The 23,790-nt window shown below is 70.7% G+C and carries 19 protein-coding genes and 1 pseudogene; 12 read left to right on the top strand and 8 right to left on the bottom strand.

Going from position 1 to position 23,790, the window contains the following annotated elements; translation table 11 throughout:
* Nucleotides 1–67 precede the first annotated feature (67 nt).
* The 5 genes from IPN03_23725 to IPN03_23745 all read left to right on the top strand — a co-directional run bounded on the left by IPN03_23725 (nucleotide 68) and on the right by IPN03_23745 (nucleotide 8,030).
* Nucleotides 68–2,560 (top strand): serine/threonine protein kinase, encoded by a 2,493-nt coding sequence (locus IPN03_23725; protein MBK9376643.1) that lies wholly within the window; start codon nucleotides 68–70, stop codon nucleotides 2,558–2,560.
* Nucleotides 2,557–5,253, top strand: coding sequence for a serine/threonine-protein kinase (locus IPN03_23730; protein ID MBK9376644.1), 2,697 nt, complete (start codon nucleotides 2,557–2,559; stop codon nucleotides 5,251–5,253). Before IPN03_23725 ends, IPN03_23730 begins: the two co-directional genes overlap by 4 nt.
* A gap of 82 nt (nucleotides 5,254–5,335) precedes the next feature.
* Nucleotides 5,336–6,487 (top strand): hypothetical protein, encoded by a 1,152-nt coding sequence (locus IPN03_23735; GenBank protein MBK9376645.1) that lies wholly within the window; start codon nucleotides 5,336–5,338, stop codon nucleotides 6,485–6,487.
* A 10-nt stretch (nucleotides 6,488–6,497) separates the two neighbouring features.
* Entirely contained in the window at nucleotides 6,498–7,244 is a 747-nt protein-coding gene (locus tag IPN03_23740) for a hypothetical protein (protein ID MBK9376646.1), read from the top strand.
* A 36-nt stretch (nucleotides 7,245–7,280) separates the two neighbouring features.
* Nucleotides 7,281–8,030, top strand: a complete 750-nt coding sequence (locus tag IPN03_23745) for a hypothetical protein (protein ID MBK9376647.1) — start codon at nucleotides 7,281–7,283, stop codon at nucleotides 8,028–8,030.
* Nucleotides 8,031–8,050: 20 nt separating this feature from the next.
* Here IPN03_23745 and IPN03_23750 read toward each other — a convergent pair whose 3' ends face one another.
* From IPN03_23750 to IPN03_23775, 6 genes are read right to left on the bottom strand one after another with little or no spacing between them, the layout of a single operon-like run.
* A complete protein-coding gene (locus IPN03_23750; protein ID MBK9376648.1) occupies nucleotides 8,051–8,863 on the bottom strand; it encodes a hypothetical protein in 813 nt (270 codons plus the stop codon).
* Entirely contained in the window at nucleotides 8,860–9,813 is a 954-nt protein-coding gene (locus IPN03_23755; GenBank protein ID MBK9376649.1) for an ABC transporter ATP-binding protein, read from the bottom strand. The genes IPN03_23750 and IPN03_23755 overlap by 4 nt, the downstream gene beginning before the upstream one ends.
* Nucleotides 9,810–10,670 (bottom strand): hypothetical protein, encoded by an 861-nt coding sequence (locus IPN03_23760; GenBank protein ID MBK9376650.1) that lies wholly within the window; start codon nucleotides 10,668–10,670, stop codon nucleotides 9,810–9,812. Before IPN03_23760 ends, IPN03_23755 begins: the two co-directional genes overlap by 4 nt.
* The gene (locus IPN03_23765) at nucleotides 10,667–11,587 is read right to left on the bottom strand and encodes an ABC transporter ATP-binding protein (GenBank protein ID MBK9376651.1); all 921 of its coding nucleotides are present in this window, start codon (nucleotides 11,585–11,587) and stop codon (nucleotides 10,667–10,669) included. The genes IPN03_23760 and IPN03_23765 overlap by 4 nt, the downstream gene beginning before the upstream one ends.
* Nucleotides 11,584–14,160 (bottom strand): FecR domain-containing protein, encoded by a 2,577-nt coding sequence (locus IPN03_23770; protein ID MBK9376652.1) that lies wholly within the window; start codon nucleotides 14,158–14,160, stop codon nucleotides 11,584–11,586. Before IPN03_23770 ends, IPN03_23765 begins: the two co-directional genes overlap by 4 nt.
* The gene (locus IPN03_23775) at nucleotides 14,157–14,705 is read right to left on the bottom strand and encodes a sigma-70 family RNA polymerase sigma factor (GenBank protein ID MBK9376653.1); all 549 of its coding nucleotides are present in this window, start codon (nucleotides 14,703–14,705) and stop codon (nucleotides 14,157–14,159) included. Before IPN03_23775 ends, IPN03_23770 begins: the two co-directional genes overlap by 4 nt.
* A gap of 165 nt (nucleotides 14,706–14,870) precedes the next feature.
* On the opposite strand from IPN03_23775, the gene IPN03_23780 reads away from it, so the two are divergent.
* Both IPN03_23780 and IPN03_23785 read left to right on the top strand, forming a co-directional pair.
* Nucleotides 14,871–15,692 carry a hypothetical protein gene (locus IPN03_23780; GenBank protein MBK9376654.1) on the top strand — a complete coding sequence of 274 codons (822 nt, stop codon included), beginning with the start codon at nucleotides 14,871–14,873 and terminating at the stop codon, nucleotides 15,690–15,692.
* A 78-nt stretch (nucleotides 15,693–15,770) separates the two neighbouring features.
* Entirely contained in the window at nucleotides 15,771–15,941 is a 171-nt protein-coding gene (locus tag IPN03_23785; protein ID MBK9376655.1) for an Rdx family protein, read from the top strand.
* A 25-nt stretch (nucleotides 15,942–15,966) separates the two neighbouring features.
* Here IPN03_23785 and IPN03_23790 read toward each other — a convergent pair whose 3' ends face one another.
* Nucleotides 15,967–16,680, bottom strand: a complete 714-nt coding sequence (locus IPN03_23790; GenBank protein MBK9376656.1) for a hypothetical protein — start codon at nucleotides 16,678–16,680, stop codon at nucleotides 15,967–15,969.
* 225 nt (nucleotides 16,681–16,905) lie between these two features.
* On the opposite strand from IPN03_23790, the gene IPN03_23795 reads away from it, so the two are divergent.
* The 5 genes and pseudogenes from IPN03_23795 to ftcD all read left to right on the top strand — a co-directional run bounded on the left by IPN03_23795 (nucleotide 16,906) and on the right by ftcD (nucleotide 22,026).
* Nucleotides 16,906–18,456 (top strand): acyl-CoA carboxylase subunit beta, encoded by a 1,551-nt coding sequence (locus tag IPN03_23795; GenBank protein MBK9376657.1) that lies wholly within the window; start codon nucleotides 16,906–16,908, stop codon nucleotides 18,454–18,456.
* A 9-nt stretch (nucleotides 18,457–18,465) separates the two neighbouring features.
* Nucleotides 18,466–18,780 (top strand): OadG family protein, encoded by a 315-nt coding sequence (locus IPN03_23800; protein MBK9376658.1) that lies wholly within the window; start codon nucleotides 18,466–18,468, stop codon nucleotides 18,778–18,780.
* 22 nt (nucleotides 18,781–18,802) lie between these two features.
* Nucleotides 18,803–19,303, top strand: coding sequence for a biotin/lipoyl-binding protein (locus IPN03_23805; GenBank protein ID MBK9376659.1), 501 nt, complete (start codon nucleotides 18,803–18,805; stop codon nucleotides 19,301–19,303).
* Between the two features lie 637 nt (nucleotides 19,304–19,940).
* A pseudogene (locus tag IPN03_23810) lies at nucleotides 19,941–21,040 on the top strand (sodium ion-translocating decarboxylase subunit beta).
* 71 nt (nucleotides 21,041–21,111) lie between these two features.
* Nucleotides 21,112–22,026 (top strand): glutamate formimidoyltransferase, encoded by a 915-nt coding sequence (ftcD, locus tag IPN03_23815; protein ID MBK9376660.1) that lies wholly within the window; start codon nucleotides 21,112–21,114, stop codon nucleotides 22,024–22,026.
* A gap of 19 nt (nucleotides 22,027–22,045) precedes the next feature.
* On the opposite strand, the gene IPN03_23820 is transcribed toward ftcD, so the two are convergent.
* Entirely contained in the window at nucleotides 22,046–23,710 is a 1,665-nt protein-coding gene (locus IPN03_23820) for a VWA domain-containing protein (GenBank protein MBK9376661.1), read from the bottom strand.
* Nucleotides 23,711–23,790 lie beyond the last annotated feature (80 nt).

Raw genomic sequence — 23,790 nt, forward strand, 5'->3', positions numbered from 1 at the left:
GGCCTCGCGGCACGGACGACGGCAGGATTGTGATTCCCAGGGCCCCTCTCCGTAGAATCCGCCCGGCTTGGCTGACGAGAAGACAACGAACGACGGCGCGGGCGCCGGGTTTCTGGAAGACGTCGACACGATCGACGCGCTGCCGCTCGCCGACGCGCCGACGGTCGACGGTGTCCCGCGGTCGGGGGGATCGAGCCCCGCCACATCCGGGCGAGTCGCTCCGCCCGAGGCGATCGGCCCGTACCGGATCCTCGGCGTTCTCGGCGAGGGAGGGATGGGGACCGTCTACGAAGCCGAGCAGCAGCAGCCTCGCCGACGGGTCGCACTCAAGGTCATCCGCGGCGGAAGCTACGTCGACGAGCGGCGCGTCACGATGTTCCGGCGGGAGATCGAGACGCTCGCCAGGCTCGACCACCCGAACATCGGCGCCATCTACGACGCGGGGAGAACCGAGGACGGCCAGCACTTCTTCGCGATGGAGCTCGTCCGGGGGCGGACGCTCGACGCCTGGCTCGGCGCGCGCCGCGGTCCGGTCGACGCGCAGGAGATCCGCCTCCGCCTGCGGCTGATCGTCTCGATCTGCCGCGCGGTCCACTACGCCCACCAGCGCGGCGTGATCCACCGCGACCTGAAGCCGTCGAACATCGTCGTGCCGGACCGCGAGGGTTCCGGCACGGCGGGCGAGCTGCCCGCCGTGAAAGTCCTCGACTTCGGGCTGGCCCGCATTACGGATTCCGACGTCGCGGCCCCGACGCTGGTCACCGAGATCGGCACGCTCCGGGGAACGATCCCGTACATGAGCCCGGAGCAGACGCGCGGCAACCCGGGCGCCGTGGACGTCCGCTCCGACGTCTACGCCCTCGGGATCGTCCTCTACGAGGCCCTGACGGGGGTGAGGCCGTACGACACGGAGAGCTCGTCGCTTCTCGACGCGATCCGCATCGTCTGCGAGCAGCCTCCGGCGCCCCTGCGCCGGGCCTGGAAGGGCCCCCGGGCACCCGACGCCGACCTCCAGACGATCGTCGGCAAGGCGCTCGAGAAGGAGCCCGACCGGCGGTACGCCAGCGCCGCCGCACTCGCCGAGGACCTCCAGCTCTACCTCGAGTCGCGTCCCATCCTCGCCCGGGCGCCGAGCGCGGCCTACCAGCTGCGCAAGTTCGCGCGGCGCAACCGCGTCCTCGTGGCAGGGATCGCCGCGACGTTCCTGGCCCTCGTCGTCGGCGTCGCGGCCTCCACCACGTTCGCCGTCCGCGAAGCCGCCCAGAGGCGCGCCGCCGAGGCCGCGCGACACGACCTCCAGGAAGTGGCCGACTTCCAGCGCGGGATGCTCGCCGGCGTCGACGCCCGCGGCATGGGGTCCGCGCTCGGCCGCGACCTGCGTTCCCGCCTCGAGAAGAGCCGCCGCGGGCGAGGGGCGACGGACGCGGAAGTCGCGGCGGCGCTGGGGGGCCTCGATGGGGCCCTCGCCGGAGTCAACCTGACCGACACGGCGCTCGGCCTCCTCGACGAAGGCGTCCTCGCGCGCGCCCTCGAGGCCGCGCGGACGCGCTTCGCCGGCCAGCCCCTCGTGGCCGCCGAGCTCCTCCGTTCCATCGGCGCCACCTACCACCGGCTCGGCCTCTTCGACCGCGCCGAGGAGCCGCTCCTTTCGGCCCGCACGACCTGCGAGAGGCTCCTCGGCCCGGACGCCGCGACGACCCTCGACGTCGTGCAGGAGCTCGGGACCCTCTACCTCCACCAGGGCCGCCTCGCCGAGGCCGAGCCGCTCCTGTCCGCCGTCCTCGAGAGCCGGCGCCGGACGCTGGCGCCCGACGACGACCGGGTCCTCTCGGCGATGAACGACCTCGCCCTGCTCTACGGCGACGCGGAGCGGCTCGAGGAATCGGAGGCGCTCTTCGCCGAGGCGGTGAAGGCCCAGGTCGTGAGGCACGGCGAAGAAGACCCCTACTCGCTGACGCTCCTCCACAACTACGCCTGGACCCTCATCCGGCTCGGCAAGCACGGCCTCGCCGAATCCGCCGCCACGCGGGCGCTCGCCGGCCGCCGGAAGCGGCTCGGCAACGAGCACCCCGAAACGACGGAGTCGATCAACAACCTCGCGGTCCTCTACCGGCGCATGGGGCGCCTCGAGGAGGCCGAACGGCTCTACCTCGAGGACTACGAGACGTCCCGGCGTCTCCTCGGCGACGAGCACCCGGATCTCCTCGTCACGATGACGAACCTCGGCCGCCTCTACACCGTGCAGGGCAAGTACCGGGAGGCAGAGGTCCTGCTCTCCCGGGCGGTGGCGACCTCGAGGAAGGTCCAGCCTCCGGGCTTCTTCGGCACCGGCTTCACGCTGCAGGCCCTCGGCGACGCCCTCGCCGGCCTGGAGCGCTACCCCGAGGCCGAAGCCGCGCTCCTCGAGTCCCACGCCATCCTCCTCGCGGCCTTCGGGCCAGGTGCCGAGGCCCTGCTCCGTCCCGTCGAATCGCTCGCCGCGCTCTACGGGAAGACCGGCCGGCCGGCGAAGGCCGAGGCCTGGCGCAAATCGCTCGCGAAGGAAGGGGCGACGCCGTGACGCTCGCACCCGGCTCCCGCATCGGGCCGTACGAGATCACCGGCAAGCTCGGCGAGGGCGGCATGGGCGAGGTGTGGCGCGCGAGGGACACGACGCTCGGACGCGACGTCGCGCTCAAGGTCCTGCCCGCGACCTTCACCGAGGACCGCGACCGGCTCGCGCGCTTCGAGAGGGAGGCGCGGCTCCTCGCCCAGCTCAACCACCCGAACGTCGCCCAGGTCTACGGGCTCGAGACGAGCGGCGAAACGCGCGCCCTCGTCCTCGAGCTCGTCGAGGGGCCGACGCTGGCGGAGCGGATCGAGGAGGGGCCGATGCCCCTCGACGAGGTCCGCACGATCGCCCGCCAGGTCGCCGAGGCGCTGGAAGAGGCCCACGAGAAGGGAATCGTCCACCGCGACCTGAAGCCCCAGAACGTGAAGCTCACCGCCGACGGCCGAGCGAAGGTCCTCGACTTCGGCCTCGCCAAGGCAATGGACTCCGTGGGCACCGGCGCATCCGCGGCCGACCACGGCCGCTCGCCGACCATGCTCGACTCCCCCACCCTCACCGCGACGCCCGGAACGCAGATGGGCGTCATCCTCGGCACCGCGGGCTACATGGCACCCGAGCAGGCGAGGGGCAGGCCCGTCGACCGGCGCGCCGACATCTGGGCATTCGGCGTCCTTCTCTACGAGATGCTCACGGGGCGCCGGCTCTTCGCGGGCGAGACGGTCAGCGACACGCTCGCCGCGGTGCTCCGTCAGGACGTCGACTGGAGCCTCCTGCCGAAAGGCCTTGCGGCTTCCGACCGGCGGCTCCTCGAGCGGTGCCTCGAGCGGGACCCGAAGCGGCGCCTCCGAGATATCGGCGAGGCGCGTTTCGCCCTCGAGAACCCGGCTCGCGAGGCCGTCCCCGCGATCGCCATGCAGGCGCCCCCGAGGAGCCGCGCAGGGTGGCTTCTCCCCCTCGCGGCCGCCGCTGGAATCGCCGCGGGATTCGGCCTCGCCCGGCTGACGGCCCCTTCCCCGGCGGAGCACGCCCGGGACACCGCGCTCCGGATCACGCCCGTCACGAACTCCGGAAACGTCATCAGCGCTTCCGTTTCCCCCGACGGCCGGTACGTCGTCTACGTGGAGTCCGACCAGGGCCTCCAGAGCCTCTGGCTCCAGCAGGTCGCCGGCGGCCAGACGCTTCGCCTCGTGGCCGACCAGCCCGTCGCGTACTGGGGGCACGCCTTCACGCCGGACGGGAATGCCATCTACTTCTCGCATCGCAGCGACGCCGAGCCGCGCGGCGCCCTCTTCTCGATCTCGACGCTCGGCGGGGCCCCGAGGCGCCTCCTGGGCGACATCGATTCCGCGGTGACCTTTTCCCCCGATGGTCGCCGGATCGCTTTCGTACGCCAGCGGCACCCGACCGCCGAAGAGACATCGCTCGTGGTTGCCGACGGCGACGGGTCGAACACGAAGGCGCTCGCGACCTTCCGCTTTCCCGAGATCGTCGCCGGGATCTTCTACGGGGGCCCTTCGTGGTCGCCGGACGGGCGCCTCATCGCCACCGCGATCGGCGTCCGGGGGGGTGCCGGGGCGGAGAGCCGCTCGCGCCTCGCTCTCGTCGCCGTCGAGGACGGGAAGGTCACGACGCTCGCCGACCCGGGCTGGGAAGTCGCCGCGCAGTGCGGCTGGCTCCCCGACGGACGCTCTCTCCTCGTCATCGCCCGCGGAAGCGACCAGCCGAACACACAGGTCTGGTCCGTCTCCTTCCCCGGGGGCGAGGTCCGGAAGGTGACCAACGACCTGAACGACCGCCGGATCATCTCGCTGACCGCCGACGGCCGGACCCTCGTCTCCGTGGCGGGCGCGGTCTCCTCGACGGTCTGGTCCGCGCCCGTCGCCGGCTCCGGACGAGTGCGGCGGATGACGCGGGCCCTGACCGACGGCCTCGGCGGCGTCGCCTTCTCGCCCGAGGGAAAGCTCGTTTACACCTCGGACGTCGGCGAGGTCTCCGGCCTCTGGATGGCGGGCCTCGAAGGTGCGGATCGCGGCCCGCTGTTCGCGCTGCCGGGAGGAGGCCAGACCGGTTACCCGTCCGTCGCAGACGACGGGACGGTCTTCTTCGCGGTGCGGGGCCGGGCCGGCGTCGAGATCCACGCCCTGGACCGGGGCGGATCGACCAGCCGCGTCGTCGCCCGCGACGCGCTTTTCGTTCCTTTCGAGGTCTCGCGCGACGGCCGCTTCCTCGTCTACAGCGCGCTCGTGAAGGGCGTCCCCAGCGTCGTTCGGGTCGCGAGCGACGGGAGCAACCCGAGGCCAGTCTTCGACGGGCCGGCGTACCGCCCCGCGCTTCATCCCTCCGGTGCTCAGGTCGCCTTCTACTTCACCGATTCCTCGGAGAAGCTCCGTCTCGGCGTCTGCCCCGTCGAGGGAGGCCCGCTCCTCCTGGACGTCCCCACCGAACCGGCCAGCCCGAGCTCACGCCTCGTCCTGCGGGACGAAGGCGTCTACCTCAACACCGTGGCAGGCGATCGTTCCAATGTCTGGCTCCTGCCCACCGGGGGCGGCCCCGCCCGGAAGCTGACGGCCTGGGACGACCAGCTCCTCTTCGACTTCGCCGTCTCCCGCGACGGCTCGACCCTCGCCGCCGCACGTGGCCCGCGCCTGCGCGACGCGCAGAGGATCACGGGATTCGATTCGATCTCGGCTCCCCGAAAGTGATTCGTCGGGGCCGCTGCGCCACAGGGCAGCTCGAATCGACACCCGCCCCGACCTCGGGCACCATCGGCGCGAGGGATCCGTGATGCCAGAGACCCTGAATGCCGCCGAGCTCTCCGCCCTCGTTGCCCGCGTTTTCCAGCCGACCCCCGAGGACCGGCTCCTCGGGATCATGGTCGACCTCCCGGACGAGAAGGTGCCGGACGACGCCGCGTGGGCGGCCCGCCGCAGGATCGCGGCGGAGTGGGCGGAGCTCCTCGGGCAGCAGTCCGCGCCGGTCGGATACCAGACGCACCTCCTCCTCTATCCCAACGTCCACACGAACAACGGCGACCTCCCCGGCCACTGCTGGATCCACGCGGGCGGCCCCGTGCCGGCGAGCGCCGCCGGCCTCGACCCGGCCGCCGCCGTGCCGATGACCGAGGTCTTCGACACCCACCCGATGCTCATGGCCGTGACGAAGTTCAGCTCCACCGCCCCCCTGAAAATGGCGGCGCGGAAACACCCGATGCGGGCCGCCACGATGCCGGGCTTCACCGCCGGCATGATTCCCGCCCTGCGGCTCGACTACACCGAGGTGAACCGCCGCGTGGACATCCTGAAGGCCCTTCTCGACCGGGCCACCGGCGCCGACTTCGTCTTCCGCCACCCCGAGGGAGAGGACCAGCTTCACCTCGACCTCCGCCACCGCACCGGCCACGCCTCCGGCGGCCTGCTCCCGAAGCGTGGCGTAGCGGGAAACCTGCCGTCCGGCGAGTCCTACATCGTCCCCTACGAGGGAGAGCGCGAGGGCGACCCGAGCCGGTCGGAAGGTGTGCTTCCAGTGCAGTTCGGCACGGAAGTCGTGCGCTATCACGTCGTCGAGAACAAGGCGATCGGGGTCCTCACGGAAGGGCCGGAGTCCGCCCGGGAGGCCGCTCTTCTCGCGAGGGAACCGGCCTACGCCAACATCGCCGAGCTCGGCCTCGGCGTCCTCGCCGCGTTCGGCGTCAAGCCGATCGGCTCCGTCCTCCTCGACGAGAAGCTCGGGCTGCACATCGCCTTCGGCCGCAGCGAGCACTTCGGCGGCCAGGTGGGCCCCGACGCCTTCTCATCCCCGGAGGCCGTCGTCCACATCGACCGTGTCTACGTGCCGGAGATGCAGCCCGACGTCCTGCCCCTGAGCGTCGACCTGCACCTCGACGACGGCACCGCCGTCGCCCTCATGCGCGACGGGGAGTTCGGTCCGGTCTTCTGAACGAGCCGCGATGAGCCATCGAAGCCCTGGCCGCGTCGCCGTCCGGACGGCCACGGCGATTCTCGTCGTCGCGTCCTCGCTCGGGCTCGCGGCGTCGTGCTCCGTACGGGACGCTCCGGCCGTGGGCTCGCCCGCGGTCGTGAGGCACCCGGGCGGGTCTCTCTTCTCGACGATCCCCTGCGCCGCGACGCCGCTCGGGGCCGCGTGGTCGAAGCTCCTCGCCGAGGCCGGGAGTCGCTTTCCAGGCCTGCGCCTCACGCAGGTGGAGGACCTCCACATCACGATCGTCTACATCGGCGCAGGCTGGAAGCTGGAGGACCTGGAGACGATCCGGGCCCTCGCGCTGGTTGGACCGCGAGAGGCGGTTTCGCTCCAGCCCGAGGTCGTCCGGATGGGTCTGACCGGCCACGTCGTTGCCGTCGAGATGCACGGCGCTCCCCAGGGCTGGACGACGTCCCTCGTCGCCGCCAAGGGCGAGCTGAACCGGCTCCAGCTGAAGAAGCCCGATGCGTACGACGCGGCGTTCCGCCCGCACGTGACGCTCGCCTCCGCGCGCCACTCGCCACCGGACGAGACCGATCTCACCGCCCTGGACGAGTTCCGGTCCTGGCTCGCCGAGAAGATCGCCGACGACGAAGGCCGCTTCGGGGTTACCGTGGGACCCCGGACCCCGGTCCGCCTCTGGCTCGCCGGAACGACCAGGCCGCCGGGTGCTGCCGCGTACGTCGATCTCGCGGACGCTCTCCCCGCACGCTGAGCGGCGCGGGCCGGAGGAACGATGGAGAAGGTCCACGTGAGCAAGCGTCTGCTGATCGGCCTCGTCGCCGTCTCCGCCGGGTCTCTCCTCGCGGTGGCGTTCCTGCTCGGCCGCTCTTCCGCCCCGAGCACGCCCCCGGAAGGACCGGCGCGAGCCCGCGAGGCCGCTGCCTACAGCCCCGAGACGCGGTCGGCAGGAGGCTCGACCCTGGCGCCGACACCGGCGGCGGCGCTCGGCTCGGACCCCCTCGGCGCGTATCCGGCCTCGCAGACCGTCCCGGTCCTCTCCGCGGATCGCACCGTTTCGCGGGAGTCCCCTCTCGCTCCGATGCCGCCGGCCACCCTCGACGCCCCGGCCATGGGCAATTCCCCGGGCGCGATCGATCCGGCCTCCGCGTCCGTCGCGAAGTACCTCGATGCCGTCGACCAGATCCAGCCGGCGAACGTGAGCGGCGGAGCGGAGAGCATCGCGGGTGAGATGGCGGCGGCCCTCGCTCGCGGCGATACTTCGGGGCTCGACGGAATGATTCGGGACTCCGAGGCCGCGAGACAGCGACTCGCCGCTCTCAGGCCACCCGAGGCGTGCGCTGCCCACCACAGGGAGACGCTCGGGAGCCTCGACGACGCCCTGGAGATGCTCAAGTCGCTCAAGAGCGCGATGGAGTCGTCAGATCCCGCTGGCGCGCTCGCGAACGTCGCCAGCCGCGCCAACACCCTTCGCACCCGTGCCGAGGCGCTCCAGAACGAGGATCGAGCCCTCCGCCAGCGCTACGGCCTTTCGCGCTGAAGCGCCGGGCCGCGGCCCCCTCACTCCACCCCGTAGTCGACTTCCATCCGCCGCACCTTCCACGCCGAGAGGGCGAGGAGCGCCGCGGAGAGGAGGAGAGGAACGGGGACCGCGATCCAGGGCGGGAGCGGCTCCCCGAGGACGGCGAGGAAGCCCTCCGGCACCTTCACCGGCGTGAGCGAGAGAAGGTAGTGGATCAGGCCCAGCCTCTTGAGCCCCTCGGGGAGGAGGAAGTTGAGGTGTTCCCAGCCCCAGAACGCGAGCGCGGGGAAGACCGGGTTCTTCACCCACTGGCCGAAGGCCAGGAAGACGGCGCCGTAGCCCGCGCAGGCCAGGACCGCCACGAGAGCGTAGCCGAGGAGCCGCCCGGCGCCCCCCGACGCCAGGTGCGCCGTCGCCGCGCCGCTTCCCGCGCCCGTCAGGAGCGTCACGTAGGCGAGGGCCGAGAAGCCCGCGAACGCGGCCGAGGTCACCGCGAGCGCGGCGAGGTACTTCCCGAGGAGGAGGACCTCGCGGCGGACCGGCGCGAGGAAGAGGTGGTGGAGGGTCTTCGCCAGCTGCTCGCCACGAAGGAGCCCCCCGAAGACGAAGAGCGTGCCGAAGAAGAGCGTCCCCTGCAGGACGAGGTTCTGGAAGACGAAGGCGAACTCCTTCTCGACCCGTCCCGGGACGGTCGCGTGGTCCCTCACGGCGTGGGCGACGAGCGCGAGGAGGAAGGGGGCCGCGGCAAAGAAGAAGGCCGCCCGCGCCTCGCGTCCCCGGAGGAGGCGCTTCAGCTCCAGAAAAAAGACGGCCTTCAGCTGGCGGAAGCGAACGTCGTTGCGCTCGTTCACGACCCCTCCCCGCCCTCGATGAGGTACCGGTAGACCGCCTTCACGTCGTCGTCGGCCGGCGTCACCGTCTCGATCTGGATCCCGTCCGAGAGGACGGCGCCGTTGAGCGCGAGAAAGAAGCGGTCCGGGGTCCGGGTCCTCGCGAGGAGGCCGAGGCCGTCCTCGTGGAGCTCCACCTCGGTTGCCAGCCCCTCTGCGAAGAGCCGCGCCGCGAGGGCGCCGGGACGGTCGCAGCGGACGAGGACCTGCATCGGCCGCTCGACGACCTCCTCGCGGAGGCCGTGGGACTCGCCTTCGGCCACGACGTACCCCGACTTCACGAGGACGACGCGGTCCGCGAGGAGGTCGACCTCGTGGAGGATGTGGCTCGAGACGACGACGTGCTTGCCCTCGGCGGCGAGGCTCCGGAACAGCTCCAGGACTTCGGCGCGGGCCATGGGGTCGAGGCCGTTGAGCGGCTCGTCGAGGAGGAGGACGCGCGGGTCGGGCGCGATCGCCGCGGCGAGGCGGAGCCGCTGCCTCATCCCCTTGCTGTAGCCGGCGACCTTGCGGCCCGCGGCGTCGACGAGGTTCACGCGCTCGAGCGCCTTCCCGGCGAGAGATCGCGCCGCCGCCATCCCGTCTCCCCTGAGCGAGACAAGCCCCTCGAGGAAGGCGCGTCCCGTGACGCCGGGCGGGAACGCCTCGAACGCCGTGCAGTAGCCGCAGGCGGCGAAGAGCCGCTCCGGGTCGTCCGGCGGGATGCCGAGGACGCTCACCCGGCCCCGCGTCGGCCGGATGAGGCCCGTCGCGAGGTTCATGAGGGTCGTCTTCCCGGAACCGTTCGGGCCGACGAGGCCGGTGATGCCGGGAGGGATCGACAGGGTCACACGGTCCACGCCGAGGACCTCGCCGTAGAACTTCGAGACGTCCTCGAAGACGAGGAGGTCCTTCTGGGCCGCGGCGCTCACCGCACCACCTCGAAGGCGCGGAGCTTCCGGCGGAGGAGGAGGAGCGCGATGGCCGTCGTGACGAGGAGGCTCGCCCAGGCCCCGCCGAGGGGGATCCTCGCTCTCACGGAGATGCCGAAGAGCCCCTCGAGGACCCGGCCCCACGCGAGACCCAGGTTGAGGACGCCGCCCCACTCGATGTCGAGTATCCCGTTCATCGCCTCTCCGAACGCGGCCGGAATGACCCCGAGGGCGATGAGCAGGCCTCGCGCGACGGCACGGTTCCTGACCCAGGCGGACGCGGCCATCGAGACGAGCGAGAGGAAGAGGACGAGCAGGAGCGAGGCGAGCACGATGGAGCCGGCGATCCCGACGTTCGCGGCAAGCCAGCCCGCCTCCGCGAGCGAGGCCTGGAGGACGAAGACGAGGAGGAGCGGGGCCCACGTGATCGCCGAGAGAAGGAGGGCGAGGACGAGGAGCTTGCCCGCCACGTACTGCCAGCGTTCGAGAGGCCGGGAGAAGTAGAGCGGCAGGGCCCCGTTCACGAGGTCGGGCGAGACGAGGGAGGGGCCGACGAAGAGCGTCAGCGCGAAGGCGAAGTACGACTGCGTCAGGAGGAGGAAGCCGAAGAACTCAGCGTCGATCGCGAGCGGGATCCCCCCGGCGAACGGCGTCCGCACCAGGGCGGCGACGTTGTACTTCAGCCAGACGACGACGAGGGCGCCGATGGGCGCGAGGAACGAGGCGGTGAATGCCCCCGTGACGAGCTTCCCCGAGAAGGCCTCCTTCCACGCGTAGCGCGGCAGGACGAGGACCCGCGCGAGCGTCGACGTCGGTGTCCCGTCGAAGGGGCGGAAGCGGCGCGTCCGAACCGTCACGGCTCGACCTCCATCGCCCTGAGGAAGATCTCCTCGAGGGAATCGCGCTGGTAGGCCAGATGCCGGATCTGGACCCCGTTCTCGCCCGCGAGGCGGTAGAGCTCCCGCGAGCCGAATCCCTCGGGGAGGACGACCTTCAGCCGGCGGCGGATCCCGGGGCCGACGCTGCAGCCGAGGGCGACGAGCGCTTCGGAGAAGTCGCCGTTGCCGCCCGCGACCTCGAGCTCGACGAGCCTTCGGTTCGCCCGCCGCTCCTCCTCCAGGTTGCAGAGGGCCGCGATGCGCCCGTCCTTGAGGATGAGGACCTCGTCACAGCATTCCTCCACGTCGCGCAGGAGGTGCGACGAGAGGATGACCCGGATCTCCCCTGCCTCGCGGATCTCGCGGATCAGCCGGAGCATCCGCTGCCGTGCCGGCGGGTCGAGGCCGTTCGTCGGCTCGTCGAGGAAGAGGACCCGCGGCCCGTGGGCGATCGCCTGCGCGAGCTTGGCGAGCTGCTTCATCCCGAGCGAATAGGTCTCGAGGGTCCGGTAGCGGACCTCGCCGAGACCGACGGCAAAGAGCGCCTCGTGCGCGCGTTCGAGCGCCTCGGCCCGAGGAAGGCCCGAGAGCTCGGCGAACATGGTCACGTAGCGGACCCCCGAGATCCCGGCAATGAAGGAGTCGTTCTCGGGCATGTAGCCGACCGCGCGCCGCACCTCGCGACTCTCCTTCGCGACGTCGAAGCCCGCCAGCCGGGCCCTCCCCGCCGACGGCGGGAAGAAGCCGAGGAGCGTGTGGAGCAGGGTCGTCTTCCCAGCCCCGTTCGGCCCGAGAAGGCCGATGGAGCGGCCGGCGAGGGTGCCCCGCAGCTCGCGGAGCACCTCTCGCCGGCCGAGCCTCACGGAGAGGCCGTCGAGCTCGAGGAAAGCTGTCACCGGCCTCCGCTCGCGGGCGGCTGGAGCGCGGCGACGGCCGCCACGAGGGAGCCGAGGTCGGAGAGCCCGGACCCGGCGGAGCCGAAGACGATGCGCGAGGGCTCGGCCCAGCCCCAGGCGAGAGAAGCGCCAGAGGAGGAGAGGTCAGAGGCCGCCGATCCGGGCGCCGCGCCGAGGGAACGTGCGAGAGACCCGAGCGTTCCGCCGACGTCCTGGAAAGCGAGCATCGAGAAGTCGAGCGGCCCGTCCTTCGGAAGGAGGGCGACGAGCTTCGGCGCGGTGAGGAGCGTGTCCCCCGTGGCATGGCTCTCGGCCGCGCGAACGAGCAGAGCCTTCTGCGGGGCCGCGACGAGGTAGCCGTCCACGAACGCGTACTGTAGCGGAATCGTTCCGTCTCCCAGGACGAGAGCGTGGATCGTGAGGCCGCCGGAGGCCTCCGACACGATCCTCGCTCCCGGCTTCCCTTCCTTGCGCGCCGCGGCGTCGGCGAGGGAGACGAGGCGTTCGATCGTCGCCTGGAGGCGCGGGGCGTCGTAGACCTCGACGACGACCTTCCAGGCCGGCGTCGGGAGAAGCGGCCCGTCGACCGCGAGAGCCACGTCGCCGCCGAGGGTCTCGGCGAGGTCGGCTCTCACGCGGAAGCCGTGCTCCGCCTCGAACGCGGCGAGCTTCGCGGGGAACTCCGGGTGCCCGGAGGTGAAGGCCGCGAAGAGGTCGTCGACGAGGAGCGCGGGCTCCTTCATCACGAGAGCGACCGCCCCGGCGGCGCCGGAGGAGATGAACGAGAGGGACCCCATCGGCGCCGGAGCGGCGAGCCAGGCGGCGAGGCCGCGGCGCTGGGCGCTGAAGGAGAGGGCTGCCCGGCCGCTCGAGACGCTGCCCGTAGAGCGACGCTCCACGATGAGGTGCTCCGCGTCGAGGAGGCCCGTCAACCGGAGCGTCTCGCTCGCACGCGGATCGTCGCCCGCCGCGGAGGCCGCCTTCTCGACGAACGCCTTCAGGTCGACGCCGACGAGGAGGTCGATGCCGTCGCGATAAGCCTCGGCGAGCCGCGCGTGGAACGTCCCGCTGCGGAACTCCCCCGGCGAGGCGAGGGCCGATTCGAGCCGTGCGAGCGTCGCGCCGTCGACGGCCGCGGCCACGAGGTCGTCGTGCAGCCAGAGAAGAAGAGCGTCGCCTCCGCCCGAGGGGGCGTCGGAAGCGCTCTCGACGATCCGGACGTGGGTGTTGCCGCCATCCCGGGCGAGCTCGGCCTCGAGGAACGCGCGGAAGCCCGGCTTCACGACGGTCGTCAGGACGAGAGGCGCGCCGGGGTGCCCGTCCACCTTCGCGCCGATGCCGACCGCCACCTCGTCGCCGAGGTAGGAGCCCCAGGTCCGCAGGGCGTCGAGCAGGCGCTTCACCTCGGCCTGCCGCTGGGCCGCGCCCGGGCCCTCGCCCCACCAGGAGGCCAGCGCCGGGTTCGACGCCAGGCGCGGCGCGAGGGCGTCGTAGAAGTCGGCGACGGTTCCCGAGACGTTCGGGACGGCCGCGAAGACGACCGTTCCGTCGGGCATCGCGTCGAGGAGCCGCGTCGAGGTCCGTCCCGACCACGTGGCCGGCACGGCGGCGAGCTCCTTCTGCAGGCGGGCCACCTCGCCCGCGAGCTCGAGGAGCGCCACGCGATCGCGGCTCCAGCCGAACTCGTCCTCGAGGGCGACGCGCATCGAGGCGCCGTTCGTCGACGCCTGATCGCCTCCGCGGAGGACCTTCTCGCCCTGGCCGTCGTCGACGTGGACTTCTCCCTCGAGGACGGAGACACGCGAGCCCTTCGCTCCCTGCACGACGGAGAAGACCGTCCCGGTGACCGAGACGAGGCAGTCGGACGTCTTGACGAAGAGGTGGCCGCCGCGCTGTTTCGCGGCCTGGACGATGACGCGGCCGCGCGCGAGGGCCACCGTCGTGCCGCCCGACCCGCGGGCGATCGAGACCTGGGACCTTTCCGCCAGCTCGACGCGCGAGCCGTCGGCGAGAACGAGGACGGCTCCGCCGGAGCGGCCGGTCCGGACGGCCTGCCCGCCCGCGAGCTCGGCGCCGGCCGGGATCCGGGTCCCGGCGGAAGGGGCGAAGAGGAGCCCGTCGACGACGTCGACGCGCGCGACGGGACCGGAGGCCGCGGACGAACGGACGAACCAGAGCGTGCCGAGGGCCGCGCAGAGAAGGAGCGACGCCGCGAGGGCCATCGCGGCCACCGGCCTCTGCCGTACGGAGACGGCGTCGGTCACGGCCGAGGCGTTCATCGGCAGCCCGGAGCGGACGGCCTTCAGGGCGCGGCGGCACGGGACGCAGGAACGGGTGTGGTCTTCGACGAGGAGGGCTCTCGCCGGCGAGAGCCGCCCGGCGACGAACGCGGGAACGAGGGCCTGAATGTCGGCGCAGCCGCGGAGGACGAGCGGTGACTCGTCGACGGGCGACGCCGCCACGGGGCTCGCCATCGCGACACCGACGCGATGGATCGCCGCATCGACGGCGGACGGATCGGGTTCCTGGTTCTGGACGGCCGTTACGGCCTGGTCGAGGATGTCGTTCTTCATGACGGGCCTCCGCCTGCGGCGAGGAGCTCCTTCCGGAGCTGGGTTCTGGCACGGAAGTACTGGACGGCGACGACCGCGGGGGACGACCCGAGGAGGCGGGCGATCTGCCTGTTGGGAATTCCCTCGAGAGCCCGGAGGACGAAGACCTCCGCCACGCGGGGGGCGAGGCGCGCAAGGGCCCGGCGGAGGCGGGCGCGAAGCTCCCGCGCCTCGGCCGCCGCGTCGGGCAGGCCTCCTCGGGCCTCGACGTCGCCCCCGTGCTCCTCGAGGGCCACCGTTCCCGCCGCGGAAGCCCGGGACCTCACGAGGTCGAGCGCGCCGTTCACGGCAGCGCGGTGGAGGTACGCCCGGGGCTCGCCCCCGAGGCTCCCGGGGTCGGGGCGACCGGCGAGCCTGAGGAAGACCGTCTGGAGGACGTCCTCCGCGTCGGCGGCGCGCCCCGTCACCCGGTACGCCGTCCGGAAGACGAGCGGCCCGTGCTCTCGAAAGAGCGTCTCGAGGGCCTCCGGGGGATGGGATCTCGGTACCGGTCGAACCGCGCTCACGGGAGCCTCCTTCGTCGGGTCGTCACCCATGAAACGGTTCTCCTCCCGATTTCTTAACAGCTCCTGAGCGGTGGGGACGATGAATCATAGGTCCCGGCCGCACCGGCGGGCCGAGTACGATTCGGGCCGGTGATGCAAGGCGACTTTCCGAGCGATCACGTACCCATCGGCGCCTCGAGGCGGCAATGGACGACAGCCATCGACCTGGTGCTCGCGGTCGGAGCCTGCGGCGTCATGCTGGCGTGGCTCGTCGGGCGCCCCGTCTTCTACGCCCCGAACGCGCCCGTGATGTCGGCGTTCACGGCCTTCTCGCTGCTCCTCATGGTCCTGGTCCGGCAAGCCCGACTCCACCTCGCGACGTGGCCCATCGCGTTGAGCCTCGCCATGACGGGCCTCGTCCTCGGCGGCAACGTGTCGTCGATCGTCATGCTCGCGATGACGCCGCCCGAGCTCTGGGCGAGCTTCCCGGGGATCGTTCTGACCTCGACCATGACCTCCATCGGGCTGGTGCTCTTCTGCGCGTACGACCTCGTGATCGCCCTGCGCGACACGCCGCAGTCCGCCTTCATCCTGGACGACCTGCTCATCCACCTGGCGCTCGTTCCGGGAGGCCTGAGCCTGCTCGGCTATCTCCTGGGCAACGCCACCTACCTGAGCGTCCACGCGGACCAGCGGGTGGGCATCTCGCTCCTCGAGATGGCGTTCATGGCGCTCTACGCGGCCAGTGCGGTCATCTCGAACCCGCGACTGTTCCTGTGGCGTTTCCTCGCCACCAGCTGGACCAACCGCTTCGTCTTCGCGGGGCTCTTCGCCAACCAGTTCGTCGCGCCCCTCGTGGTGGCCCTTCTGCGTGCCACCCCGGGCTCCAGGGGACCGGGGATCGAGCTGTTCGTGATGCTCGCGGGCGTCGTCACCACGCTGACCTTCCTGCTGCTCCAGGCGCGGGTCCTCCGGCGCCAGCCGGTCCCTGGCGGCGCGCCCCAATAGAATCCGGCCCGGGAGGCCGCGATGAACGTCGAGATAACGTACTGCACGGTTTGAAACTACGAGCCGAGGGCCGCCGGTCTGGCGGCCGAGCTGAAAAGGGCGTTCGGTGTCGACGCGACGCTGAAGAAGGGCTCCGGCGGCGTCTTCGACGTCGTCGTCGACGGGACGCTCGTCTACTCGAAGCGCGACACGGGACGTTTCCCGGAGCCGGGCGAGGTGTCGAGACTCATGGGGAGCGGCAGCGCCTGACGCCGTCTCCGCGGGGCGGCGGCCTTCAGTCGAAGACCTTCTCGACCTCCTGGTAGCGGGTGTGGAGAAGGTCGACGGCGACCCGGATCGCCTTTTCGTCTTTTCCCTCGAGCGAGGCGACGGCCGCATCGACTGCCGTGGCGAGCTGAGCCCGCGCGGCGACGAACGTCTCCTCTTTCGCCTTCAGCCGTTCCGGCAGGGTCGCGGCCGAGAGCGGTCCCATCTTCTCCTTCAGCGTCCTCACCGACTGCGACACGCCCTCGAGGGCGAACGGGTCGAGCTGGCGGTGGTAGAGAACGTAGAGAGTCGCGTGAAACGCCTCGAGCTCCTTCAGGACCGGCCGGATGATCCGGACCATCCTCTCGAACTGGGAGTGGAGGTTCTCAGCCGCGCCGAGAAGGGCCGGGCCGTCCTTCTTTCCCGCCGCGACGGCGTACTCGCCCGCGATCGCCGTGAGGCGGGACACGCCCGCATCCCACGCCGATTTCTTGTCGCGCAGGATCCCGGGCAGCTCGGCCTTGACGATCGCCTCGACCCCGGAGCTCACTTTCGGCGCGAGCGCGACGAGGGCGTCGACGTCCTTCTTCGGCCACGCGTCGTGCCAGAGCGGATAGACGACCTCATGAAACGCCGACAACGCAGGGACTCGCGCCTCCACGTCCGCGTCGACCGTGGTCGCGAAGGCCGGGACGGACAGGACGAGCACAGCGAGGACGAGAACGGGAAGAGCTCTTTTCATCGAATCGACTCCGGCCGGTGATGATACGCGCCGCGCGTCCCCGGAATCCGGACGGAAACGGTCCGGAAGCAGCACCGCCACCGCGTCGGCGCACCACGGACCGCCCGGAGGACGGAGGTCTCCGACGGGCGTTTCGAGCGACGCCGGTGATACGATGCCCAGTCGCTGGCCGCGTCCCCGGGCCGACCCGTCCGGGACTCGAAGCGCCGCCGCGCGGAGCCCCGCATGAGCATCGAACACAAGATCCTCGAGCTCGCCCACCTTCGCGAGACCGCCTATCTCGCGGGCGGCGAGAAGCGCATCCAGAAGCAGCACGACCAGGGCAAGTACACGGCCCGCGAGCGGATCGAGAAGCTCCTCGACGAGGGGAGCTTCGAGGAGTTCGACACGTTCGTGACCCACCGCTGCACCGACTTCGGCATGGAGAAGGACCAGCCGCTGACCGACGGCGTCATCACGGGCCACGGGACGATTGGCGGACGCCTCGTCTTCGTCTTCAGCCAGGACTTCACGATCTTCGGCGGGAGCCTCTCGAAGGCCTTCGCAGAGAAGATCTGCAAGATCATGGACCTCGCCGTGAAGGTGGGTGCGCCCGTCATCGGCCTGAACGACTCGGGCGGCGCGCGGATCCAGGAAGGGGTCGACGCCCTCGCGGGCTACTCCGACATCTTCCTGCGCAACGTCCTCGCCTCCGGCGTGGTCCCGCAGATCAGCCTCGTCCTCGGCCCCTGCGCCGGGGGCGCGGTCTACAGCCCCGCCATCACCGACTTCGTCGCCATGACCCGCGGCACGAGCTACATGTTCCTGACGGGCCCCAAGGTCGTGAAGCAGGTGACGCGGGAGACGGTGACGACCGAGCAGCTGGGCGGCGCCGACGTCCACGCGTCCAAGAGCGGCGTCGCCCACTTCGTCGCCGAGAACGAGGACGAGGCGCTCGCCCTCGTTCGCCGGATGCTCGCGTACTTCCCACAGAACTACCAGGAGAAACCGCCGCTCGTGACGTGCGACGACCCCGTCGACCGCGCGGTCCCCGAGCTGAACGCGGTCCTTCCGGACAGCGCGAACCAGCCTTACGACGTCAAGGAGGTCATCCGGGCGATCGTCGACTGCGGCGAGTTCCTCGAGGTGCACGAGGCGTGGGCCGCGAACCTCGTCGTCGGCTTCGCCCGCTTCAACGGCCGCTCCGTCGGCATCGTCGCGAACCAGCCGAAGGTCCTCGCCGGCGTCCTCGACAACGCGTCGTCCATCAAGGGCGCCCGCTTCGTCCGCTTCTGCGACGCCTTCAACATCCCGCTCGTGACCCTCGAGGACGTTCCGGGGTTCATGCCGGGCACGACGCAGGAGTACGGCGGCATCATCCGCAACGGCGCCAAGCTCCTCTTCGCCTTCGCCGAGGCGACGGTCCCCAAGGTCACCGTCATCCTTCGCAAGGCCTACGGCGGCGCCTACTGCGTCATGAGCTCCAAGCACCTGCGCGGCGACGTGAACTACGCCTGGCCGACGGCGGAGATCGCCGTCATGGGGCCCGACGGCGCGGTCGAGATCATCTACAAGAAGGAGCTCGACGCCGCCGAGGACGTCGCGGCGAAGGCCGCCGAGCTCAAGGAGAAGTACGCGACGCTCTTCGCGACACCCTACGCGGCGGCGAAGAAGGGCTACATCGACGACGTCATCAAGCCGGCCACCACCCGGTTCCGGATCATCAAGGCCCTGGAGATGCTGGCGGGCAAGAACGACGCCAATCCCGCCCGCCGCCACACGAACATCCCCCTGTGAGGTGAGCTGATGTCGCAGTGGGAAGCGTGGACCGTCACGGCTCTCGGCATGGCGGTCGTGTTCATCGGCCTGGTGGCGTGCATCGCGTTCATCCAGCTCTTCAGCCGCGTTTCGCGGAACATCCGGTGGGGTGAAGAGGGGCACGGCCACGGCACCGCCCCTGCGCCCGTGCCCGCCCCGGCGGCTCCCGACCTCGCCCCGTCCGAGCCGGTCCCCGCCGACGTCCTGGCGGTGATCACGGCGGTCCTGCAGGTGGAGCGGAAGCTCTACCTCAACAGGCCCGGCTCGCGCGTCACCATCCGGCGCTCGACACCCCTTTCGTGAACCCGACCAGGAAGAGGATTCCATGAGCCAGCACGTCCTTCGCATCGGAGGCCGGGAGTACCAGGCCGAGGTCAAGGAGCTCACCCCCGAGCACGCGACGATCGTCGTCGACGGCAAGGAGTACGCCGTCGACATCGTGCAGCTGGGCCGGCGGAAGATCACGGCGGAGGCGGGGCACGCCGCCCCCCCCTCGGCCCCCACGCCCGCTGCCGGGCCGAGGCCCGCGCCTGCGTCCGCACCGTCCGCCCCATCGGGCAGCGGCGTGAGACCCGCACCCCTCGCGCGCGGCGAGGGCGGCATCGTGGCGCCGATGCCCGGGCTCGTCCTCTCGATCCGCGCCAAGGAAGGGGACACCGTCGCGGCGGGCCAGACCCTCCTCGTCATGGAGGCGATGAAGATGGAGAACGCCATCTCGTCGCCCTACGCCGGGACGGTCGCGAAGGTCTACGTCCGCGAGGGCGATTCCATCGGCGAGGGCGACCTGCTGGTCGAGGTGGCGCGTCCGAAGATGACGACGCTGTGAGGACCGGACGTTGAAGAGGCTCCGATTCCTCGCGATCGCTCTCCTGCTGCTCGCCGGTCCGGCCGCGTCCGCGGCCGGGCGGCCGACGTTCGGCGTCACGTTCGAGCCCGGCGCGACCTACCTGCGGATCCACAAGGGGACGCAGGACGACGTGAAGAACGACTACATGGGACCCGGCGCGACCACGGGCGTCCTGCGCGACGCGCTCGAGCGGGAAGTCGGCACCTTCGTCACCGTCCACGCCGACGACTTCGAGACCATCGTCCGCGTCGCCTCGTACGCCGACGGGAAGGCGCTCGCCGACGTGGACCACGTCGCGATCCCGGCGCTGAAGATCGGGTTCCTCCCCTTCAAGGTCGAGCCGGCCGGCACCTATTTCCGGATCGACAAGGGCCACGATCACGTCGACCCTCACACGCTCAAACGCGCCGCCAAGGGAAACCTCTACGACGCTGGCGGCCAGCTCGCCGGGATCTACACCGTGATCACCGTCGGGAAGTCGGAGAGCCTCGGGTACGTCACCCAGTTCGAGCAGGGCTTCTTCGCCAAGGACGTGAAGACGGGCGACATCACGGGGTTCCTCGACCAGGTCGTCCAGGGGAGCGGTATCGCGAACCTGACGGTCGGCAACGTCGTCATGGTCCTGATCGGCCTGCTCTTCATCTACCTCGCGATCGCGAAGGACTACGAGCCGCTCCTGCTCGTGCCGATCGGCTTCGGGATCCTCGTCGGGAACATCCCGATGCCGCTCTCGATCTTCAACAGCGTCTCGCTGTACATGATCGACCCCGTCTCCCACGAGTACGTCTTCAACACGGGGGCAACAGCGTCCTCGGGATCATCTATTACGGGGTCCGCGCAGGCGTCTTCCCTCCCCTGATCTTCCTCGGCATCGGGGCAATGACCGACTTCTCGGCGCTCCTCTCGAACCCGAAGAGCCTCCTCCTCGGAGCCGCGGCGCAGGTCGGCATCTTCCTGACGTTCATCGGCGCACTCTGGCTCGACTTCTCGCCCCAGAGCGCCGCGGCCATCGGGATCATCGGAGGGGCCGACGGCCCCACGGCCATCTTCACCGCGAGCCGGCTCGCGCCTGCCCTCATCGGTCCCATCGCCATCTCGGCCTACAGCTACATGGCGATGGTGCCGATCATCCAACCGCCGATCATGAAGCTCCTGACGTCCCGCGAGGAGCGCCTCATCCGGATGAAGCCGGGCCGGAAGGTCTCGAAGCTCGAGAAGATCGCCTTCCCGATCATGGGGCTTCTCGTGACGACGCTTCTCGCCCCGGGCGGCCTCCCCCTCCTCGGCATGCTCTTCTTCGGGAACCTCCTGAAGGAGTCGGGCGTCACGACCCGCCTCGCGAAGACGGCCGCCAGCGCCCTCCTCGACATCTGCACGATCCTCCTCGGCATCGCCGTCGGCGCTTCGACCTCGGCCGGCGTCTTCATCACGAAGCAGTCGGTCCTGATCTTCGTCCTCGGCTGCGTCGCGTTCGGGACGGCGACGGCGGGCGGGGTCCTCTTCGCCAAGCTGATGAACCTCTTCGTGAAGGACAAGGTGAATCCCCTCATCGGCGCCGCCGGCGTCTCTGCGGTTCCCGACTCGGCCCGCGTCGCCCACATGGTGGGCCAGGCCGAGGACCCGGGGAACTTCCTCCTCCAGCACGCGATGGGACCCAACGTCGCCGGCGTCATCGGCTCGGCGATCGCGGCCGGCGTCTTCCTCGGCCTGTTCTGACATGACCACGAACTTCGCGAACAACGAGCCTCGAGCGCCGCGATCCGCGGCGCTCTCCTGAGGAGGAGACGATGTCCCAGATCATTTCCGTCGTTCCGAACATCTGCGAGGGCCGGGACGAAGCCTTCATCGAGAAGGTCCAGGAGAAGCTCGAGGCGGTCCCCGGCCTCGTCCTCCTGGACGTCTCGATGGACCAGGTCCGCAACCGGACGATCTTCTCCTTCACGGGACGAAAGGAGGCGATCTTCGAAGGAGGGTTCCTCCTCTACGACGCCGCTCTCGGCCACATCGACATGCGCAACCACCAGGGCGAGTACCCGCGCATCGGAGCCGTCGACGTCTTCCCCTTCGTCGCCCTGCGCGATGCCCCGATCGCGACCGCCGTCTCGTGGTCGATGCAGTTCGCGGAAGAGGTCGCGAGGCGTTTCGACCTCCCGGTCTACCTCTTCGCCGAGTCGGCACGAACGAAGGTGCGCCGCGACATCGAGCACATCCGCGAGGGGGAGTACGAGGGTTTCGCCGCGAAGATGGACGACCCGGCCTGGAAGCCCGACTTCGGCCCCGACCGCTTCCCGCCGGACAAGGGGGCGACGATCATCGGCGCGCGCCTGCCGATCGTGAACTTCAAGGCCTACCTGACGACCCCGAACGAGGAGGCGGCCGAGTGGGTGGCGAAGGTCCTCTCGGACCCGGCGACGGGCTTCAGCGGCGTCCACTTCTACCCCGCGCTCGACCGGACGCGGAACGAAGCCCTCCTGAACATCACCGTCGGCAACTTCCAGTCGACGCCGCTCTACCGGATCCTCGAGGCCGTGAAGACCGAGCTGCGCCGCTTCGGCACCGGCGTGAGCCGGGTCGAGATGGTCGGGCTCGTGCCACAGCAGGCGATGCTCGACTCCGCCCAGCACTACCTCCAGGTGTTCGGCTTCTCCGTCGACGACGTCGTGGAGAACCGGCTGGACGCCATCCTCGGGGACCGCGACTGACGCCGTCCCGCCGGACGCCTCAGCGGCTCCCGGGCCGGATGATCCGGAAGCCCGCCTCTCCGCCGGTTTCGTCCCAGACGCCGATCGAGATGCGGGCCGCCGGGTCACTGGTCGGGATCTCGAGGTCGTAGCTCAGCACCGTCGTCGACGCCGGACCTGCCGACGCCGCTGGAAGCTCGATCTCGCGCCGCTCCCGGCGGACGTCGGAGAACTCCCCTCCCGGTCCCGCGGAGACGGTGAAGACCGACACCGCGCCGCTCATCGTCCCGGTCGCCGTCGGGAGAAGAACGAGGTGGCGAACGGGGACGCGGACGAGGGTGGGTGTGAGGAACCGGCCCTTCTTCTCTTTCTTCGCCGTTCCCGTCGAGACGGCGATCGGGAGACGGGCGTTCTGGTCCATCCGGAAGAGGTTCGCCAGGACCCGGTCTTCGATCCGCTCCTCGGGCCCTCGCTCCACGACGGAACGACGCGTCCGCACCGTGAGCCCCGGCCGGTTCACGCGCACCGAGACCTCGCCCGCCCCGGAGGCGCCGGCCGGCGCCGGGTAGCCGAGGGAGTACCAGTGCAGGAGGTCGGAGGCGACGAGACTGGCGAAAGCCGGGGCCTCCATCGTGGTGGTGACGACGACTCCCCCGGTCCGGTCCGCGAGCTTCTCGAGGCTCGCCATCTCGTTGACCCGTTTCGACTCGGACCGGGTGAGTCCGGCACGGCCGATGGAGCGCGGATCCGACAGGGGCGAGTTCGCGACGTTCGGCGACTCCGACTCCCACGCCGCGGCGTAGAGCGAGTGAATCGTCACGCCCGCTGCGTTGGCCTTCTCCGTGACCGAGTCGATCAGGCTGACGGTGTCCATCGTCGTGCCGAAGAACTCCGCGCCGGGTCTCCTGGAGAAGCTCCGCGAGACGAAGACGAGGACCTTGCGGCCCTCCATGCCGGCCATCGTCGCGATGAGGCCCTTCAGCGCCGTCGCCTTTCCCTTGACCTCCGAATAGGCCTGCTGGACGTTGAGGTTCCTTGACAGCGACGAGTCGCCGGCGCCGGCCCAGGCGTAGGCCCAGTCGTCCCCCGCGAGCCGGTCGAGCTCCTCCTGGACGTCGCGGCCCAGGCGGATGGCGCCCGTCGCCACCGCGTCGAGCTGCCGTTCCAGAAGCGCCACGTCGCCGGTGAAGGGGTAGACGACCTGAACCCCTCCACGCCACGACGCGATCATCGCCGCGTCACCGGGCTGGAGCGTCCGCCGAAGGAGCGACTTGAGGGAACCGAAGACCTGCTCGCGTTCCTTGACGTCCGGGAGGGCGAGGTGATCGATGAAGATCGCGACGTGACGCCGGACCCGGCGCTCCTCCGCGACCGCTTCGGACGCCGGAACTGCCGTCGCCGCCGGGACAGGCTCTCCGCGAGACGGGTCCGCGGCTGCGGACGCCTGGGCCACCGGGAGGGCGGCCTTCTCCTCGCGGAAGTTCGTGACCGCGACGGGCTTCTTCTCGTGGAGGACCGTGAAGTCTGCCGCCGTCAGCCCTTCGACCGGCTTGCCGTCCCTTCCGGTCACGACCACGTCGACGTTGACGAGAGACAGCTCGACGGAACCCGTCACCCGCGGGATCTGAACGGGAGACTGGGCGGAAGCCGATCGCGCTCCCGGATTCGCCAGGAGGAAACAGGACAGGACGATGGACCTCGCCACGACTCCGACTGCTCTGACCCGACGGCCCGACTCGTGGCTATTCCTCACCGTGGTCATGCTACCGCGCAGTGCCCGCTTTT

The sequence above is a fragment of the Holophagales bacterium genome (genome assembly GCA_016719485.1).
Classification (GTDB): domain Bacteria; phylum Acidobacteriota; class Thermoanaerobaculia; order UBA5066; family UBA5066; genus UBA5066.